A 17,777-nucleotide genomic window follows, 5' to 3' on the forward strand; every position below is an offset into this window, starting at 1 on the left:
ACTACGAGAACCTCTACTACCTGATCAAGCAGAACCCGCCCGGTGCGGTACGCAACCGGCTTGAGCGATGGTCTTTGAACACCTCGGTTCCACCTCGGAATTAGGAGAAGGGCCTCAGGAACGCTCTCGAAGACATCGCCCTCGCCGTCCCGAAGGCGGCGTGAGCAAAGGAGTTGCACGACGGCCGAGTCCCCGATGAGCTGCTCGTTTCGGGCAGTGGCCACACATCGGTCGTCTTCGTGCGGGAGCCGGGAAGAGCCATGGCCTCAGAACCGCGGAAGGTGAGGACATTCCCTGCAGGGGTGTCCGCGCATCGCCAATGAGATCGCCGCTCCGACAATCCCCGTGCGCCCCAACCACCCCGCGTGATACTGCTCCCTGCCATGAGCGATCTTGTGACGGCACGGCTCGTCCTGCACCCGATGACCGTCGGTGAAGCCGGGCGAGTGGTCGCGGGTGAGCCGGGCGGCGGTGACCGGTGGGCACCCGGATACCCCACCGACGGAGACGTGTTCGCCGCCGGGCGCTTCCTTGGTACCTGTGCGGACACCGGTGATCCCCAGCCGTTCGGCAACTACGAGATCCGTCGGCGGGAGGACGGCAGGGCGATCGGCGGCCTCGGTTTTCATGGACCCGTGGACGAGGACGGCAGGGTCACGATCGGCTACGGCATCGTCCCGTCGGCCCAGGGGCAGGGGTACGCCTCCGAAGCCCTCCGTGCGCTGCTGGAGGTCGCGCGGGTGCACGGCGTCACCTGTGTGAAGGGCGACGCCGACCACGACAACATCGCCTCCCACCGCGTCATGACGGCTGCGGGCATGCGGCCGGCCGGACAGGACGAGCGTGTCAGGTACTTCGAGATCACCTGGGGCGACGCGACACCGATGAGTGAACTGTCCTGGTACGGCGTCCGATGCGTGTTCCGGCATCGCAAACTCGGCGTCTACGAGGAGCGGTTGACCCTCTGGCGGGCCCGGTCCCTCGACGAGGCCATCGGGCGGGGGGAGTTGGAGGTGCGCGCGTACTGCGCGGACCTCGACGGCGTCGAGTACGCCGACTTCGCCGAGGCGTATCGGATGGGTGGTGAGCCGGGGGAGGGTGCCGAGGTGTTCTCTCTCATGCGGGAGAGCGGGTTGCCGACCCGTGAGTATGTGGGGCGGTTCTTCGCTACGGGGGCGGAGCGGACCGGGAGTTGATGCGCACTCGCGGTCTCGGGGGTCGGCTCGCCCGTACCCGCCCCCGCAACCGCCCCCGTATCCCTACCGAGTAGAAGGCCGCTGCGAAGAAATGGGCGAAGTCGCCGCCACCTGGGGCGAGTCCGCGTTGGAGTAGACCGAAGGCGCCGCGACCGACTCCGTCGGGTCGGCCTGGTCGTCCGCCGGGTCCGCCGTCGCGCCGCCCACGATGCGGATGTTCGCCTCGTCGAAAGCGCGCTTGATGCGCCAGCGGAGTTCGCGTTCCACGGCCACCGACTTGCCCGGCATCGTCTTCGCCGAGACGCGGACGACCATCGAGTCGATGAGGACGCTGTCGAGGCCGAGGACCTCGATGGGGCCCCAGAGCAGCTCGTTCCAGGGTTCCTCCTTGCTCATGCGCTCCGAGACCGCGTCCAGCGTCGCCTTCACCCGGTCCAGGTTCTCGGAGGCCTTGACGGTGACGTCGACGCCGGCCGTGGCCCAGCCCTGGGAGAGGTTGCCGATGCGCTTGACCTCGCCGTTGCGGACGTACCAGATCTCGCCGTTGGCACCGCGGAGTTTCGTCACGCGCAGGCCGACCTCTATCACCTCGCCGGAGGCGACCCCCGCGTCGATCTGGTCGCCGACGCCGTACTGGTCCTCCAGGATCATGAAGACGCCGGAGAGGAAGTCCGTGACGAGGTTGCGGGCGCCGAAACCGATCGCCACGCCCGCGACACCGGCGGACGCCAGGAGTGGGGCGAGGTTGATCTCGAACGTGCCGAGGATCATCAGCGCGGCCGTGCCCAGGATCACGAAGGACGCCACCGAGCGCAGGACCGAGCCGATCGCCTGGGAGCGCTGGCGGCGGCGCTCCGCGTTGACCAGGAGACCGCCGAGCGCCGTGCCGTCCACCGACTCGACCGTGCGGTTCATCCGGTCTATCAGCTTGGTGATCGCCCGCCGTACCGTCATTCTCAGGACCGCCGCGATCACCAGGATCAGCAGCACCCGCAGCCCTATCGCCAGCCAGGTCGACCAGTTCTGCTCGACCCAACTGGCTGCGTTGGTCGCGCTCTCCTGGGCGTCCTGGAGCGAGGGCACGGTCACCGTGGTCTCCGAGGGGCTCGGGGACGGCGACGGCGAGGCGGCGGCCAGTAGGACGGCGGACAAGGGCACGGCAGGTACCTCCAGGTGCTGCGGCCCGCCCCCGGCACTGCGGTCAGGGTCATACACGTCGTACACGTCTTCGTACACGCGCTTCTAGGTCACGAAAAGGTCACCGTAGGGGCGGACCCACCACACTATCGGGGCAACGCGTGAGGATCGTTGCCGTGTTCTGGGGAGAGGCTGTGTTCAGCCGGGAAAGAACAGGTGGGACGAACCCACGGCCGTCCCGGGGATGGATCACATGTGGTCGAAAACACTCCCAGCCCGTTACCGGGACATGGTGGCGCTTCCACCAGGCATGAGGGGAGACTGACTACAGATCGTCCCGGCGCGAGCCACGCGCCGCCGACGCACAAGGAGGCATCCGTGCCGCATGTCCTGGTCCTCAACGCGTCGTACGAGCCACTCGGCGTCGTACCGCTCCGCCGCGCGCTCGTCCTCGTCCTGGAGAACAAGGCTGTCTCCCTGGAGGAATCCGGCGCCTATATGCACAGCGCAACCGTCACAGTCCCCGCACCCAGCGTGGTCCGGCTCAAGCGATTCGTGCGGGTTCCCTATCGGGGGCCCGTTCCTCTTACCCGGCGGGCGCTCTTCGCGCGCGACGGGGGCCGGTGCATGTACTGCGGTGGCGTCGCAACCAGCGTCGACCATGTCATTCCGCGCAGCCGCGGGGGCAAGCACGCCTGGGACAACGTGGTGGCGTCCTGCCGCCGCTGCAACCACACGAAGGCCGACCGGCACCTCTTCGAGATCGGCTGGCGGCTGCGCCACAAACCCGCCCCACCCACCGGCCTGGCCTGGCGCATCATCGGGACCGGGCACCGGGACCCGCGCTGGCTGCCGTACCTGCAGCCATACGGCGCGGAGGACGCGATGGCCCGGATCGACGGCATCTCCGCCTGACGATCCGGGCTTTTGTGTACCCCGCTGTACCCCGCAACACCCGGTTCCGTACGACGGTACGGAGCGGTCCGCCCCGGGAGTCCCCTGTGCCCCCGGGGCGGACGGTCATGCGTAGCGCAGTTCGCCGGGACGCACCGAGCGGCGCAGCAGCGGCAGTGACGTGGCCGCCGCCAGCAGGCAGCACGCGTAGACGCCGAGGGGGACCAGCAGCGCGTCGTACGGCACCGGGACGGCCGTGTGCTCCGAGGCGGTGCTGCCGTACCAGATGCCGATCGTCAGGCCGCCGAGGCCCGCCACCGTGAGCGCCGGTGCCAGCGGTACCGCGGTCTCCAGCAGGGTCGCCCGCGCGAGCACCGGGTACGGCACTCCGGCCGCCACCTGGGCGGCGAGTCCACGGCGCCGGGTGGCGACGGACTCGGCGGTGCCGACGGCGAGCGCGGTCAGGACCAGGGCGAGCGCGAAAAGGAGCGCGAGGCCCACGAGGTTCAGGCCGTTCTCGTAGAACCCGATGCCCTTCGGGTACTGATCCGCCCGGTCGCGCAGGACTGACAGCAGCACCTGCCGTATCCCCATGAAGCCCGAGCCGACGACCGTCACCAGCAGCACCGCGGCATGCGTACGGGCCGCCGCCCAGGGATCGTCGCGCAGGCGCTCCGCCGCGATCAGCACCGCCGGGCGCCGGGCGCGGGCGGCCAGGCCCTCACCGAGCTGCCGGGCCGAGGCGCCGGTCAGCCACACCGCCACGGCACCGATCAGCAGGCACACGCCGAAGATCGTGAGCGGGGTGAGGGCGAACTCGAAGGGCACGTCGTGGAAGGGGGTGGTCACGATGTACACCACGGACAGTGCCAGCAGCGCCGTCGCCACCCGGAACAGCCGCCCCGGCCCTTCGGCCGGCCGCAGCCGCCGTAGCCGGCCCAGGGGAGAGGTCACCACCCGGCGCAGCATCAGCGCGCTCACCGCCGCGCCCAGCACCGGCACTCCTACGGCCACCACGGTGATGCCCGCCCAGGCCAGCGGGGCCGGGCTGTGCCACAGCCGCAAGAGGGCGGGTACGGCGAAGGCGGCTGCCACCGCCGAGCCCGCCAGGCAGGCCAGTCCCGACTCCAGGGCCGCGATCCGCCGCGTCTGGCCGGGGGTGGCCCCCGAGAGCCGCAGCGCGGCCAGCCGCCGGTCGCGGTGCACGGCGCCGACGCGGGCGCACTGGCCCAGAAAGCCGAGCACCGGGATGAACAGCAGCAGCAGCGCGGCGACCACACCGATCCGGGTATCGGCCCGGTCGAGCAGGCCGCCGCCCACGGACACGGTGTGGTACCCCTTCAGCGGCAGCAGCACGGCGACGACCAGCCCGAGGCCGGTCGCCAGCGCCGCCCCGACGGCGGTGAGCAGGACGCGCCACCACTCCCGGCGGTCGGAGCCCCGGGTGAGCAGCCAGGCCAGCCGCAGATCGGCGAGCAACGACTTCACGCCGTCACCCCCGCCCGCGCCACGGTCCCGTCCGCCAGCCGGATCTCGCGGTCCGCGTAGGCCGCGACCTGCGCGTCATGGGTGATCAGCAGCACCGCCGTGCCCGACTCGCGGGCCGTGCCCACCAGGGCCGTCATCACCTGCTCGCTCGCCAGGGAGTCCAGCGCTCCGGTCGGCTCGTCCGCGAAGACGATCCTCGGGCCGGTCACCAGGGCCCGGGCGAGCGCGACCCGCTGGGCCTGGCCGCCGCTCATCGCGCCCGGCCGCAGCTCGGCCTGCCCGCGCACCCCGAACCGCTCCAGCCACTCACCGGCCCGCTGCTGCGCCTCGGCACGGGTCGCCCCGGCCAGCAGCAGGGGCAGGCCCACGTTGTCGACGGCCGTCAGCTCGGGTATCAGCTGCCCGAACTGGAAGACCACCCCGAACTCGGTCCGCCGCAGCTCACTGAGCCGCTTCTCCGGCAGCTCGTCCAGCCGCTCCCCGGCATACGTCACCGTCCCCTCGTCGGGGCGGACGATCCCGGCCAGGCAGTGCAGCAGGGTGCTCTTGCCGCTGCCGCTGGCCCCCGTGACGGCGAGGATCTCGCCGGCGGCCAGGTCGACCGAGGCGCCGTCCAGTGCCCGGGTCCTGCCGTGCGTCTTGGCGAGGTCCCGGGCCGCGAGCAGCGGCGCCGCCGTACCCCCGATGTCGCTCATGCTGTGTCGACCTCCGCGGTCAGAGTGGTCAGCCGGGCCGCCGTCGTCGCCATCCAACGGAGGTCCGCGTCAAGGTGGTTGAGGGCGTAGTCCGCCGAGAGGACGGTCGCCAGGTCGGCGCCCTTGGCGGTCTTGAGTGCCGTGAGTTCGCGCATCCGCTCCATGTGGGCGGCGCGCTGGGCCCGCAGATACGCCTCCGGGTCGCCGCCGGACAGGATCGAGACGACGACCTTGGCGAAGATCTCGTTCGTCACGAAGGGCGCGGGCGGCGCGATCTCCCCCGCCCAGTGGGCGAGTTCACGCGCGCCCTCGGCGGTCGAGCGGTACGCCGTCCGCTCCGGGCCGCCGTCCGAGCCGGTGCCGTCGACCTCCGCGAGACCGTCCCGGACCAGGCGTTGCAGGGTCGTGTAGACCTGCCCGTAGGCCAGCGGGCGGGCCTGCGGAAAGCGTTCGTCGTGGCGTCGCTTGAGGTCGTAGCCGTGGCTCGGTCCTCCGGCGAGCAGGCCCAGCAGGATGTGGCGGGTGCTCATGGGCATCAGTATACACTGAATACATGTACTGAGTGAATAGTGATCAGTGGGAAAGTGGCGGGTGTGCGGTAGGGGAGTGGCCCCGGTGCCGCCCGTACCCCAACCTGGAGGTCTGCCGTCGCGCCCACTGGGTAGGGCTGCGGTAACCGGACCGTCGCCCGACCCGACCAACCCGACAAGGAGGCCACCGTGGCCGCATCGGCATCACTTCCGCTCCCGGCCCGCTCCAAACGCACCGCGGAGCCGTCCGCCGTCCTCGAACCCGACCTCTTCCACGTCGACTCCGAGGGCGCCTGGGCCGAGACCCCGCTCACCAGCGAACCCCCGCTGACCGACGCCGAACCCCTCACCAGCGAGCCCCCGCTCGCCGACACGGCCCCGCTCACCAGCGAGTCCGCGGTGTTCGCCGACCCGGACTCGACGAGGCCCTAGATGACAGCACCCCGGCCGGCCGAAGCCCTCGGCGAGGAGTTGTCCCGGCTCGCCGAACTGCACGGCGTCGCCACCGCCTACAGCCCCTCCCCGGACCACGCGGTCCCGGCCTCGCCCGGCGCCGTCGTCGCCGTACTGGCCGCCCTCGGCGTCGACGCGAGCACCCCGCAGGCCGTCCGCGCCGCGCTCGCCGCCCGCCAACAGGAGCTGGCCGAGCGGCTGTTGCCGCCCACCGTCGTGGGCCGGCACGGCGGCACCCCCGCCGCGCTCGACGCACTGCCCGAGGGCACCCGGCTGCACATCGAGACCGAACAGGGCGAGACCCGGACCGACACCGAGCAACTCCCGCCCGGAGTCCACCACTTGACCGCCACCGCCCCGGACGGCCGCAGCGCCGAGGCCCATCTCGTCATCGCCCCGGACCGGTTGCCGACGCCCGCCGGACGGTCGTACGGACTGATGGTGCAGGTCTACTCGCTGCTCTCCGGGCACTCCTGGGGCATGGGCGACCTCGGTGACCTGGGCGAGCTGACCGCCTGGGCCGGGCGGGCGCTCGGCGCCGGATTCGTGCAGGTCAACCCCTTGCACGCGGCCGTGCCCGGCGCCCCCACCGATCCCTCGCCCTACCGCCCGTCCTCCCGCCGCTTCCCCGACCCGGTGTATCTGCGCGTCGAGGACGTCCCGGAGTTCGCCTACGTCGAGGAGCGCGAGCAGGTGCGCGGACTCCTCGAACGAGCCGCGCGGCTGCGCGAATCCGTCCTGGAGAAGGGCGCGTTGATCGACCGCGACGCCGTGTGGGAGCTCAAGCGGGAGGCGCTGGAACTCGTACGGCGGGTCCCCCTCGGGCCCGGACGGCGGGCCGCTTACGTCGACTTCCTCGCCCGCGAGGGCGAGGCGCTGGAGGACCACGCCACCTGGTCCGCCCTCGCCGAGGTGCACGGCTCGGACTGGCACCGCTGGCCCGCCGGTCTGCGCGACCCCCGCTCACCCGAAACCGCCCGCGCCCGCGCCGAGTTGATGGACCGCGTCGACTTCCACTCCCGGCTCGCCTGGCTCACCGACACCCAACTCACCGCCGCCCAAAGGTCCGCACGCGAAGCGGGCATGCCGCTCGGCGTCGTGCACGACCTCGCCGTGGGGGTGCATCCCGACGGCGCGGACGCCTGGGCGCAGCAGGACCACTTCGCGGCCGGCATGTCGGTCGGCGCACCCCCCGACGCCTTCAACTCCCTCGGCCAGGACTGGGGGTTGCCCCCGTGGCGCCCGGACCGCCTCGCCGAGTCGGGCTACGCCCCCTACCGCCGTCTGCTCCGCGCGCTCTTCCGCTACGCCGGCGCCCTGCGCATCGACCACGTCATGGGCCTGTTCCGCCTGTGGTGGGTCCCCCAGGGCCGACCGCCCACCGAGGGCACCTACGTCCGCCACGACGCCGAGGCCATGCTCGCGATCCTCGCGCTGGAGGCCTCGCGCGCCGGGTCGGTGGTGATCGGCGAGGACCTGGGGACCGTGGAGCCGGGTGTGCGCGAGGAGTTGCAGGAGCGCGGGGTGCTCGGCACCTCGGTGCTGTGGTTCGAACGGGACTGGGACGGCGACGGCCGCCCCCTCGCGCCCGAGAGGTGGCGCGCCGACTGTCTCGCCACCGCCACCACCCACGACCTGCCGCCCACCGCGGCCCGGCTCACCGGCGAGCACGTCGAACTCCGTTACCGGCTGGGCCTGTTGACTCGTCCGGTCGAGGAGGAGCGCGTCGAGGCCGCAACCGACGTGGGGGAGTGGCTGGCCCTGCTGGCCCGGCTCGGTCTCTACGAACCCGCGACGGGCGGCGGGCGGCCCGCGTCCGAGGAGGAGGCGGAGATCCACGCCGTCCACCGCTTCCTGCTCCGCACCCCGGCCCGCATGATCGGCGTCTGGCTCCCCGACACGATCGGCGACCGCCGCCCGCAGAACCTCCCCGGCACGTGGGACCAGTACCCGAACTGGCGCCTCCCGCTCGCCGACGCGGAGGGCCGCCCCGTGACGTTGGAGGAACTCGCCGCGTCACCGCGGCTGCACGCGCTGGTGGACGTGCTGCGGGTGGGGCTGGAGGCCGGTACGGAAGCGGATTCGGGTGCGGGAACGGGCTTGGGCGGAGGTGCGGACGGAGGTGCGGACGGAGGTGTGGACGGGGGTGCGGACAGGGGGCCGTGACGCCCGTACGCCCCATACGGCACCCCCGGGCGCGCGGCTCGTTCGGGCGTTCGCTACTTTTGCGGTGTGGACAAGAAGAACGCCCTGCGCGCCGGTGCCCTGGTTGCCGGTACGACGCTGATGATGCTGCTCATGACGTCCCCCGCGCTCGCGCTCACCCGCGACGACGGTGACGACCCGGGCAACGGCCTGAGCGTCGCCGAGACGCTGGGGCTCTTTGTCCTGTGCCCGCTGGCCCTGTTCGCGATCATCGCGGGCCTGGTCCTGGTGCTGGACAAGTCCAAGGACCGTGCGCCGAAGGCCAAGTCCGCCACGAAGACCGGCGCCGGCACCGCAGCCGACGCGAAGGTCTGACCTCACGCTTCACGAGGGCGTCCGCCCCACCACCACGGTGAGGCGGACGCTCTCGGTGTGTTCTCCCGCCGGTCAGATGATGAACGTGGGCTGTTCGGCGATGCCGAGCAGGCTGCGGCCGTAGATCTCGCGGCCGAGATCGGGGTTGACGACGCCGTGGCGTGAGGCGGTGCCCAGGTCGCGCCAGATCCGCTGGAGCGGGTTGGCCAGGGCGAAGGTGCTCGCGCCGGACACGGAGACCGGGCGGTCCACCGCCTCGCGGCTGAGGGTCGCGGCGACCGCGGTGTCCATACGGATCCGGGCGCGCTCCGCGACCGTGAGCTGCCGTGCCTCGGCGGCGGCGCGGTCGAGGTCGTCGGCGGCGCGCAGTGCGTGCAGCTGGGCGGAGCCGGCTGAGGGACCCGGAGCTGACCCCGGCCGCCATCGCCCGGGCGCTGAACGTCTCCGTCCGCACCCTCCACCGGGCCTTCGCCGACGGCGAGTCCGTCATGGCCCATGTGCGCCGCCGCCGTCTCGAAGGCGCCCACCGCGAACTCGGCCTTCCGGGCAGCCCGTTAACCGTCGCCGACGTCGCGGCACGCTGGCAGTTCGCCGACCCCAGCCATTTCCGCCGCGCCTACCGCGGCACGTACGGGCAGTCGCCCCGGCGGCGGGACGAGCGACGCACCTGACACGAGAGCCCCCATCGCATCGCGATCCCGGAGCCGTCACTCCCGCGCGGCGGCCGCCGTCCCGTTCAGCAGCTCCCGCAGCAGGTCGGCCAGCTGTCCGGCCCGTTCCGCGTCGAGGGCGGCGGACAGGGCCTCCTGCTGGGCCGCCAGCCCCGCGCCGACCGCCTCGTCGATGAGCGTCAACCCCTTCTCCGTCAGGGTCACTTGGAGACCGCGCCGGTCGTGCGGGTCGGGGGAGCGGCGGAGCAGACCGGCCCGTTCCAGTTTGTCGAGACGGCCGGTCATGCCGCCCGTGGTGAGCATCAGCGTCGCGGAGAGCTCGCGCGGCGAGAGGGTGTACGGCTCGCCGGCGCGGCGCAGGGTCGCGAGGACGTCGAACTCGCCGCGCGAGATGCCGTGCGGCGCGTACGCCTTCTCCATGCGGTCGCCCATGGCGCGGGAGAGCCGGAAGATCCGCCCGAAGACCTCCATCGCGGCGGTGTCCAGGTCGGGCCGCACCGCCGCCCACTGCTCGACGATCGCGTCGACGGGGTCCTTGCGCTGCTCGGGGCGTGCACTCATGCGTCGAGTATCGGCCGGTCGACGGGTCGCCCGCAAGAAAGTGACTTGACGGAAAGTTGCTTGCCGCTAAGCTAATTAGCGGCAAGTTACTTATGAAGGAGATGGCATGAACCGCTCCGCCACCATCGTCCTCACCGCCCTCGCCCCCGTCTCCTGGGGCACCACCTACGCCGTCACCACCCAGTTCCTCCCGCCCGACCGCCCCCTCTTCACCGGCCTGATGCGCGCCCTCCCCGCCGGTCTCGTGCTCCTCGCGCTGGCCCGGGTGCTGCCGCGCGGGGCCTGGTGGTGGCGGGCGACCGTGCTCGGCGCGCTGAACATCGGCGCCTTCTTCCCGCTGCTGTTCCTGTCCGCGTACCGGCTCCCGGGCGGCATGGCGGCGGTCGTCGGCTCGATCGGTCCGCTGATCGTCGTGGGCCTCTCGGCGGTCCTGCTGGGGCAGCGGCCCACGGTCCGGAGCGTGCTCACCGGCGCCCTCGCGGCCTTCGGCGTCAGTCTCGTCGTACTGAAGGCGGCCGGAGCGCTCGACCCGGTCGGTGTGCTCGCGGCCCTCGCGTCCACGGCCTCCATGTCCACCGGCACCGTGCTGACCAAGCGGTGGGGCCGCCCGGACGGCGTCGGCCCGCTCGCCCTCACCGGCTGGCAGCTCACCGCGGGCGGTCTGTTGATCGCCCCGGTCGCCTTCCTGGCCGAGGGGGCGCCGCCCGCGCTCGACGGGCGGGCGGTCGGCGGCTATCTGTACCTCGCGCTGGCGAACACGGCGATCGCGTACTGGCTCTGGTTCCGCGGTATCGGCCGGCTCTCCGCCACCCAGGTCACCCTCCTCGGCCCGCTGTCCCCGCTGACGGCGGCGGTCGTCGGCTGGGCGGCGCTCGGGCAGGCGCTCACACCGTTGCAGCTGGCGGGGATGGCGCTGGCGTTCGGGACGACGGTGGCCGGGCAGATCGGGGCGCGTACGCCTCGGGTGCTCGTTCGGGGAGTAGCGTCACGCGGGAACGCCGTGACGCAACGCCGGAGGCGCCCGTGGCCGATGAATCCTGCCCCACTTGCGGCAAGCCGCTCACCGCGCGGACGGGCCGTACCGGCCGGCGTTCCGTGTACTGCTCCGCCGCCTGCCGGCAGAAGGCCTACCGGGAGCGGCAGGGGAGTGCCGAGGTCGGTGTCGAGGGACTGATCAAGGAGATCGGGCGGCAAGTGGAGGAGCTGGTGCCGCAGCCGCCCTCCGTCCTCTACTCCGGGGTGACGGAACTGTCCTCGTCCGTCGCGCGGCTGCGGCGAGTGGCCCGCACGGCGCGCGACACCGCTCAGGAATCCGTCACCCGCGCACCCGTTACGGAAGTTCCCGCCGTCGCCGAAGTCCCTCTAGACGAAGGCGACTTCGCCGCGCTCGTCGAGTCCCACCGTCGCGAGATCCAGGTCCACTGCTACCGCATGACCGGGTCCTACGACGACGCCGAGGACCTGGTGCAGGAGACGTTCATGCGGGCCTGGCGGGCCCGGGACACCTTTCAGGGGCGGGCCGGTGCCCGGACCTGGCTGTACCGCATCGCCACCAACGCCTGCCTGGACTTCCAGCGCCGTACGGCCCGCCGCCCCAAGCGGTACGAACCCCTGCCCGGCATGAACCACGGTGGCGGGGAGCCGCCCGCCCGGATCACCTGGCTGCAGCCCTACCCCGACGACGAGTTGCCCTCCGCCGAGGAGCAGCCGGAGGCCGCCGCCGTCTCCCGCGAGACCCTCGAACTGGTCTTCCTGGCCGCCGTCCAGCATCTCCCGCCGCGCCAGCGCGCGGTGTTGGTGCTGCGGGACGTGCTCGGGCTGACCGCCGCCGAGACCGGCGAGGCCCTCGACATGACCGTGGCCTCGGTCAACAGCGCGCTGCAACGCGCCCGCCCCACCCTGCGCGACCGGCTCCCGGGCCGGCGTACGGACTGGACGGCCGACGGGCCCACCGAGCATCAACGCACCCTGGTCAAGCGGTACATGGCGGCCGCCGAACGCCTCGACCTGTCCGAGGTCGCCGCGCTGCTCAGCGAGGACGTCACCCTCACCATGCCGCCGAACCCGTTCTGGTTCACGGGCCGCGACGCGCTCCTCGAATTCCTGAGCGTCAGCCTCGACGCCGACTCGCCCATGTTCCTCGGGCATTGGCGCCATCTCCCCGCCCGCGCCAACGGGCAGCTCGCGGCCGGTGGTTACGTCCGACGGCCCGGAACGACCGTCTACCGCGCCCAGGTTCTCGACGTGCTCCGCTTCGGCCCCGACGACCGGATCGTGGAGATCACCTCCTTCGAGCCGCACCTGTTCCCGGTTTTCGGACTCCCGCTGCGGTTGTGAGCGATGAGTGGTGGGCTCCCTGTGCGTCTGTATGGCCGACACGAACGACACGTACCTCACGACCCGCAAGGAGATCACCATGCTGCTCACCGACAGGACCGCGGTCGTCTACGGCGCCGGCGGCTCGATCGGCGGCGCGGTCGCCCGTGCCTTCGCCGCCGAGGGCGCCCGCGTGCACCTCGTGGGACGCACCCGGGAGACGCTGGAGGCCGTGGCCGCCGACATCGAGCACCTCGGTGTCAAGGACGCCGAGGTGGCCGTCGTCGACGCGCTCGACGAGGCGGCCGTGGAGGAACACCTCGCCCGCGTCGGGGACGTGGACGTGTCCTTCAACCTCGTCTCGCGCGGCGACGTCCAGGGCCTGCCGATGACCGACATGCCCGTCGACGACTTCCTGCGGCCCGTCCTCAACGGCGTCCGCGCCAACTTCATCACCGCCCGCGCCGCCGCCCGCCGGATGGCCGAGCGGGGCAGCGGTGTCGTCCTCACCCTCAACAGCGGTTCCGCGCACGGCAGTCCGATGATGGGCGGCACCGGTCCGGCCGACGCGGCGACCGACAGCCTGGTGCGCAACCTGGCGATGGAACTGGGCCCGCGCGGAGTGCGCGCGGTCGGTCTGTGGGCCGCGGGCATCCCCGAGACGCTCACGATCGAGAAGCTCGGCAAGGTCAACCCGGACCTCAACGAGGCGGCGATCCAGGGCATCCTCGGCCATCTGTCCAGCCTGCGCATGACGCGCCGCAACCCCACCCTCGCGGAGATCACCGCGACCGCCGTGTTCCTCGCCTCCGACCACGCGGCGGGCATCACCGGTACGTTCGTCAACGTCACCGGCGGGATGTTCCCGGGGTGACGGCGAAGGGCGCCCGGCTTCACGCCGGGCGCCCCTCATGGCCGTGGAAGAAGTGACTACGAAGCCGCCGCGTCCGCCGCCTGGGCCTTCAGCGCGCGCTCCACACCGGACCGGGACTCCGAGACCAGGCGGCGCAGGGCCGCGTTGGGCTCAGCGGTGGTCAGCCAGGTGTCCGTGCGGTCCAGGGTGTCCTGGGAGACCTGGATCGACGGGTAGAGGCCGACCGCGATCTGCTGGGCGATCTCGTGCGAACGGGCGTCCCAGATCTCCTTGACCGCCGCGAAGTACTTCTCCGTGTACGGCGCCAGCAGTTCGCGCTGGTCGGTCTGGACGAAGCCCGAGATCACGGCTTCCTGAAGGGCGTTGGGCAGCTTGTCGGACTCGACGACCTGCGCCCAGGCCTCCGCCTTCGCCTCCTCGGTCGGGCGGGCGGCACGGGCGGTCGCCGCGTGGCGCTCACCGGCGGCCGTCTTGTCCCGCTCGTACTCGCCGGCGATCTCCGCCTCGTCGAACCGGCCCACGGAGGCGAGGCGTTCGACGAACGCCCAGCGCAGCTCGGTGTCGACGGCCAGGCCCTCGATCGTCTGGGTGCCCTCCAACAGGGCGTCCAGCAGGTCGAGTTGCTCCGGCGTACGGGCCGTGGCGGCGAACGCGCGGGCCCACGCGAGCTGGTGGTCGCTGCCGGCCTCGGCGGAGCGCAGGTGCGCCAGCGTGGCGTCCGTCCAGCGGGTGAGCAGCGTCTCGCGGGCGGCCGGGTCGGCGTACAGCTCGATCGCCAGCTTCACCTGCCGCTGCAGCGACTGCACCACACCGATGTCCGACTCCTTGCCGATGCCCGACAGGACGAGGGAGAGGTAGTCGCGGGTGGCGAGTTCGGCGTCGCGGGTCATGTCCCAGGCCGAGGCCCAGCACAGGGCGCGGGGGAGGGAGGACTCGAAGTCGCCGAGGTGCTCGGTGACGAACGCGAGGGACTGCTCGTCGAGGCGGACCTTCGCGTACGACAGGTCGTCGTCGTTGAGCAGCACCACGTCCGGACGGCGCTTGCCGACCAGCTGCGGTACGGCGGTCAACTCGCCGTCCACGTCCAGTTCGACGCGCTCGTCGCGCACCAACTTGCCGGTGTCCTCGTCGAGTTCGTACAGGCCGACCGCGATCCGGTGCGGACGCAGCGTCGGCTCGCCCTTGGCGCCGGCGGGCAGGGCCGGGGCCTCCTGGCGGATCGCGAAGGCGGTGATGACACCGTCCGCGTCCGTCTCGATCTCCGGGCGCAGGATGTTGATGCCGGCGGTCTGCAGCCACGCCTTCGACCAGGCGCCCAGGTCGCGACCCGAGGTCTCCTCCAGCGCGCCGAGCAGGTCGGACAGGCGGGTGTTGCCGTACGCGTGCCGCTTGAAGTACGCCTGCACGCCCGCGAAGAACTCGTCCATGCCGACGTAGGCGACGAGCTGCTTGAGGACGCTCGCGCCCTTGGCGTACGTGATGCCGTCGAAGTTGACGAGGACGTCGTCCAGGTCACGGATCTCGGCCATGATCGGGTGCGTGGACGGCAGTTGGTCCTGCCGGTACGCCCAGGTCTTCATCGAGTTGGCGAACGTCGTCCACGAGTGCGGCCAGCGCGACTCGGGCGCGTACGCCTGGCAGGCGATGGAGGTGTAGGTGGCGAACGACTCGTTCAGCCACAGGTCGTTCCACCACTCCATGGTCACGAGGTCGCCGAACCACATGTGGGCCAGCTCGTGCAGGATGGTCTCCGCGCGCACCTCGTAGGCGGCGTCGGTCACCTTGGAACGGAAGACGTACTGGTCCCGGATGGTGACGGCACCGGCGTTCTCCATCGCGCCCGCGTTGAACTCCGGGACGAAGAGCTGGTCGTACTTCTTGAAGGGGTAGGCGTAGTCGAACTTCTCCTGGAACCAGTCGAAGCCCTGCCGCGTGACCTCGAAGATGGCGTCCGAGTCGAGGTACTCGGCGAGCGAGGGCCGGCAGTAGATGCCGAGCGGGACGGACTGCCCGTCCTTCTCGTACACGCTGTGCACCGAGTGGTACGGGCCGACGATCAGCGCCGTGATGTACGTCGAGATACGCGGCGTCGGCTCGAACACCCAGGTGTCGTCCCGGGGTTCGGGCGTCGGGGAGTTGGAGACGACGGTCCAGCCCGTCGGCGCCTTCACGGTGAACTGGAAAGTGGCCTTGAGGTCCGGCTGCTCGAAGCTCGCGAACACGCGGCGCGCGTCCGGGACCTCGAACTGGGTGTAGAGGTACGCCTGTTGGTCGACGGGGTCGACGAACCGGTGCAGTCCCTCACCGGTGTTGGTGTAGGCGCAGTCCGCGACCACGCGCAGGATGTTCGGCCCTTCCAACAGCCCGGCCAGGGCGATCCGCGAGTCCTTGAAGACCTCGTCGGGGTCGAGCGGGTCGCCGTTCAGCGTCACCTCGTGGACGGCCGGGGCGACCAGGTCGATGAAGGTCTCGGTGCCGCCCTCCGTCACATCGAAGCGCACCGTCGTCGCGGACCTGTAGGTCCCGCCCTCCTGCGCGCCGGAGAGGTCGAGATCGATCTCGTACGAGTCAACGGTGAGCAGCGTCGCCCGCTGCTGCGCCTCTTCGCGAGTCAGGTTTGTGCCAGGCACGCGGTCATCTCCTCGTTATGTGTGGGTTGCGCCATCCTTCCACGGGACCTGACCGGAACGCGATGTCCGTATCCCGCCGGTCAGCGGGGTGGACGAGCGCGAGCCTGGAGTCATGACGACGTACACGGCACGACCCATCGACCCCACGGTTCTGAAGGAGCTGCGCTCTGCTGACGATGCGGGGCGCGGAATGGTTCCCGCGACGGATGAGGAAGGCGGCGCTCCGCTCCGCTGCTGCCTGCGCCGCAGCGAGCGCGGTGAGCGGATCGCCCTTGTCTCGTACGCCCCGCTGCGGCGCCGGGCGGCGGAGACGGGGGTGGATCCGGGGGCGTACGACGAGGTGGGGCCGGTGTTCGTCCACGCGGAGGAGTGCGGGGGGCCCGCGGCCGACTCGGGGTACCCCTTCGCGGACGCCCACCGGGTGATCCGCCGCTACTCCGCCGAGGGCCGCATCCTCGGCGGCGAACTGGTCGACACCCTGGACGACGAGGCCTTCCGCAGGGCCTTCACCGACCCGGCCGTGGTTCTCGTCCACGTCCGGGCGGTGGAGTACGGCTGTTTCTTCTTCGAGGTGCGCAGGGCGTAGCGTCCTGGGGCTGCGCCCCCAGACCCCTATCGGCCCTGAAGGGGCCTCGTCCTCGGACGCCGGACGGGCTGAAGAACCAGCCCCTCCGGCGTCTGAGGAGCGGGGTCTGGGGCGGAGCCCCAGGAGGATGGGGCGGGTAGGGGCGGCGGGGGGCGAGGAAAACCCGGCCGGTGTCAGCCCTGGAGTTCCGCCGCCACCAACTCCGCGATCTGCACCGCGTTCAGCGCGGCGCCCTTGCGGAGGTTGTCGTTGGAGATGAAGAGGGCGAGCCCGTGGTCGACCGTCTCGTCGGCGCGGATGCGGCCGACGTAGGAGGGGTCCTGGCCGGCGGCCTGGAGGGGGGTGGGGATCTCGGACAGGGCCACGCCCGGGGCGCCGCCGAGGATCTCCGTCGCGCGCTCCACGGAGATGGGGCGGGCGAAACGGGCGTTGACCTGGAGGGAGTGGCCGGAGAAGACCGGGACCCGGACGCAGGTGCCGGAGACCTTGAGCTCCGGGATCTCCAGGATCTTGCGGGACTCGTTGCGGAGCTTCTGCTCCTCGTCGGTCTCGTTCAGGCCGTCGTCGACGATCGAGCCCGCGAGCGGCAGCACGTTGAAGGCGATGGGCCGCTTGTAGACCTGGGGCTCGGGGAAGTCGACCGCCGAGCCGTCGTGCGTGAGCTTGTCCGCGTCGGCGACGACCTTCAGCGCCTGGCCGTGCAGCTCGGCCACACCGGCCACACCGGAACCGGACACCGCCTGGTACGTGGCGACGACCAGCGCCTCAAGTCCCGCCTCCGCGTGCAGCGGCTTCAGGACCGGCATCGCGGCCATGGTGGTGCAGTTCGGGTTGGCGATGATGCCCTTGGGGCGGTCGACGATCGCGTGCGGGTTCACCTCGGAGACCACGAGCGGTACGGCGGGGTCCTTGCGCCAGGCCGAGGAGTTGTCGATGACGACGGCGCCCTGCGAGGCGACCTTCTCGGCCAGCGCCTTCGAGGTCGCGCCGCCCGCCGAGAACAGCACGATGTCCAGCCCGGAGTAGTCGGCGGTGGCCGCGTCCTCCACCGTCACACCGTCGAGGACCGTCCCCGCCGAACGGGCCGAGGCGAACAGACGCAGCTCGGTCGTCGGGAAGTTCCGCTCGACGAGGATCCTGCGCATGACCGTGCCGACCTGACCGGTGGCTCCGACGATTCCGACCCTCACAGCGACTCCTTCACCTGTTCCTGTACATCTGCGGCG

The 17,777-nt window shown here is 71.6% G+C and carries 17 protein-coding genes and 1 pseudogene; 10 read left to right on the plus strand and 8 right to left on the minus strand.

Going from position 1 to position 17,777, the window contains the following annotated elements; translation table 11 throughout:
• Nucleotides 1-383: 383 nt before the first annotated feature.
• A pseudogene (locus tag ACWDEW_RS35040) lies at nucleotides 384-875 on the plus strand (GNAT family N-acetyltransferase); the annotation flags it as partial.
• A gap of 384 nt (nucleotides 876-1,259) precedes the next feature.
• Here the strand turns inward: ACWDEW_RS35040 and ACWDEW_RS35045 are convergent.
• Entirely contained in the window at nucleotides 1,260-2,354 is a 1,095-nt protein-coding gene (locus tag ACWDEW_RS35045; protein ID WP_450518320.1) for a mechanosensitive ion channel family protein, read from the minus strand.
• A gap of 357 nt (nucleotides 2,355-2,711) precedes the next feature.
• Between ACWDEW_RS35045 and ACWDEW_RS35050 the strand changes: the two genes are divergently transcribed.
• Nucleotides 2,712-3,248: an HNH endonuclease gene (locus ACWDEW_RS35050; RefSeq protein ID WP_019065631.1), complete on the plus strand. Its 537-nt coding sequence runs from the start codon at nucleotides 2,712-2,714 to the stop codon at nucleotides 3,246-3,248.
• A gap of 105 nt (nucleotides 3,249-3,353) precedes the next feature.
• Here ACWDEW_RS35050 and ACWDEW_RS35055 read toward each other — a convergent pair whose 3' ends face one another.
• Genes ACWDEW_RS35055 through ACWDEW_RS35065 form a run of 3 tightly spaced genes read right to left on the minus strand, consistent with a single transcriptional unit; the run spans nucleotide 3,354 to nucleotide 5,940 of the window.
• Complete coding sequence (locus ACWDEW_RS35055; protein ID WP_450518322.1) at nucleotides 3,354-4,715, minus strand: ABC transporter permease; 1,362 nt, start codon at nucleotides 4,713-4,715, stop codon at nucleotides 3,354-3,356.
• Nucleotides 4,712-5,410 carry an ABC transporter ATP-binding protein gene (locus ACWDEW_RS35060; protein ID WP_450518324.1) on the minus strand — a complete coding sequence of 233 codons (699 nt, stop codon included), beginning with the start codon at nucleotides 5,408-5,410 and terminating at the stop codon, nucleotides 4,712-4,714. The genes ACWDEW_RS35055 and ACWDEW_RS35060 overlap by 4 nt, the downstream gene beginning before the upstream one ends.
• Nucleotides 5,407-5,940, minus strand: coding sequence for a PadR family transcriptional regulator (locus ACWDEW_RS35065; protein WP_450518325.1), 534 nt, complete (start codon nucleotides 5,938-5,940; stop codon nucleotides 5,407-5,409). Before ACWDEW_RS35065 ends, ACWDEW_RS35060 begins: the two co-directional genes overlap by 4 nt.
• A 189-nt stretch (nucleotides 5,941-6,129) precedes the next feature.
• Here ACWDEW_RS35065 and ACWDEW_RS35070 point away from each other — a divergent pair, with 189 nt between their 5' ends.
• The 3 genes from ACWDEW_RS35070 (at nucleotide 6,130) to ACWDEW_RS35080 (ending at nucleotide 8,913) form a co-directional block, all read left to right on the plus strand.
• Nucleotides 6,130-6,372 carry a hypothetical protein gene (locus ACWDEW_RS35070; RefSeq protein WP_450518326.1) on the plus strand — a complete coding sequence of 81 codons (243 nt, stop codon included), beginning with the start codon at nucleotides 6,130-6,132 and terminating at the stop codon, nucleotides 6,370-6,372.
• The gene (malQ, locus tag ACWDEW_RS35075; RefSeq protein ID WP_450518328.1) at nucleotides 6,373-8,559 is read left to right on the plus strand and encodes a 4-alpha-glucanotransferase; all 2,187 of its coding nucleotides are present in this window, start codon (nucleotides 6,373-6,375) and stop codon (nucleotides 8,557-8,559) included.
• Between the two features lie 66 nt (nucleotides 8,560-8,625).
• Nucleotides 8,626-8,913 (plus strand): hypothetical protein, encoded by a 288-nt coding sequence (locus tag ACWDEW_RS35080; RefSeq protein ID WP_450518330.1) that lies wholly within the window; start codon nucleotides 8,626-8,628, stop codon nucleotides 8,911-8,913.
• A 72-nt stretch (nucleotides 8,914-8,985) separates the two neighbouring features.
• Here ACWDEW_RS35080 and ACWDEW_RS35085 read toward each other — a convergent pair whose 3' ends face one another.
• Nucleotides 8,986-9,291 carry a hypothetical protein gene (locus ACWDEW_RS35085; protein WP_450518364.1) on the minus strand — a complete coding sequence of 102 codons (306 nt, stop codon included), beginning with the start codon at nucleotides 9,289-9,291 and terminating at the stop codon, nucleotides 8,986-8,988.
• Here ACWDEW_RS35085 and ACWDEW_RS35090 point away from each other — a divergent pair.
• Nucleotides 9,282-9,584, plus strand: coding sequence for a helix-turn-helix transcriptional regulator (locus tag ACWDEW_RS35090; RefSeq protein WP_450518331.1), 303 nt, complete (start codon nucleotides 9,282-9,284; stop codon nucleotides 9,582-9,584). The two genes, ACWDEW_RS35085 and ACWDEW_RS35090, sit on opposite strands and share 10 nt — an antisense overlap.
• 36 nt (nucleotides 9,585-9,620) lie before the next feature.
• Here ACWDEW_RS35090 and ACWDEW_RS35095 read toward each other — a convergent pair whose 3' ends face one another.
• A complete protein-coding gene (locus ACWDEW_RS35095; protein WP_450518333.1) occupies nucleotides 9,621-10,145 on the minus strand; it encodes a MarR family winged helix-turn-helix transcriptional regulator in 525 nt (174 codons plus the stop codon).
• A gap of 106 nt (nucleotides 10,146-10,251) precedes the next feature.
• On the opposite strand from ACWDEW_RS35095, the gene ACWDEW_RS35100 reads away from it, so the two are divergent.
• From ACWDEW_RS35100 to ACWDEW_RS35110, 3 genes are all read left to right on the plus strand, one after another.
• The gene (locus ACWDEW_RS35100; protein ID WP_450518334.1) at nucleotides 10,252-11,319 is read left to right on the plus strand and encodes an EamA family transporter; all 1,068 of its coding nucleotides are present in this window, start codon (nucleotides 10,252-10,254) and stop codon (nucleotides 11,317-11,319) included.
• On the plus strand, nucleotides 11,241-12,482 hold the full coding sequence (locus tag ACWDEW_RS35105; protein WP_450518366.1) for a sigma-70 family RNA polymerase sigma factor: 1,242 nt from the start codon (nucleotides 11,241-11,243) through the stop codon (nucleotides 12,480-12,482). Before ACWDEW_RS35100 ends, ACWDEW_RS35105 begins: the two co-directional genes overlap by 79 nt.
• Before the next feature lie 79 nt (nucleotides 12,483-12,561).
• A complete protein-coding gene (locus ACWDEW_RS35110; protein ID WP_450518368.1) occupies nucleotides 12,562-13,335 on the plus strand; it encodes an SDR family NAD(P)-dependent oxidoreductase in 774 nt (257 codons plus the stop codon).
• 56 nt (nucleotides 13,336-13,391) lie between these two features.
• Here ACWDEW_RS35110 and pepN read toward each other — a convergent pair whose 3' ends face one another.
• Complete coding sequence (gene pepN / locus ACWDEW_RS35115) at nucleotides 13,392-15,965, minus strand: aminopeptidase N (RefSeq protein ID WP_450518336.1); 2,574 nt, start codon at nucleotides 15,963-15,965, stop codon at nucleotides 13,392-13,394.
• Between the two features lie 112 nt (nucleotides 15,966-16,077).
• On the opposite strand from pepN, the gene ACWDEW_RS35120 reads away from it, so the two are divergent.
• On the plus strand, nucleotides 16,078-16,551 hold the full coding sequence (locus ACWDEW_RS35120) for a DUF1203 domain-containing protein (protein ID WP_450518338.1): 474 nt from the start codon (nucleotides 16,078-16,080) through the stop codon (nucleotides 16,549-16,551).
• Nucleotides 16,552-16,724: 173 nt separating this feature from the next.
• Here ACWDEW_RS35120 and ACWDEW_RS35125 read toward each other — a convergent pair whose 3' ends face one another.
• Nucleotides 16,725-17,741 carry an aspartate-semialdehyde dehydrogenase gene (locus ACWDEW_RS35125; RefSeq protein WP_450518340.1) on the minus strand — a complete coding sequence of 339 codons (1,017 nt, stop codon included), beginning with the start codon at nucleotides 17,739-17,741 and terminating at the stop codon, nucleotides 16,725-16,727.
• Nucleotides 17,742-17,777 lie beyond the last annotated feature (36 nt).

The organism is Streptomyces sp. NPDC001100 (assembly GCF_053598575.1).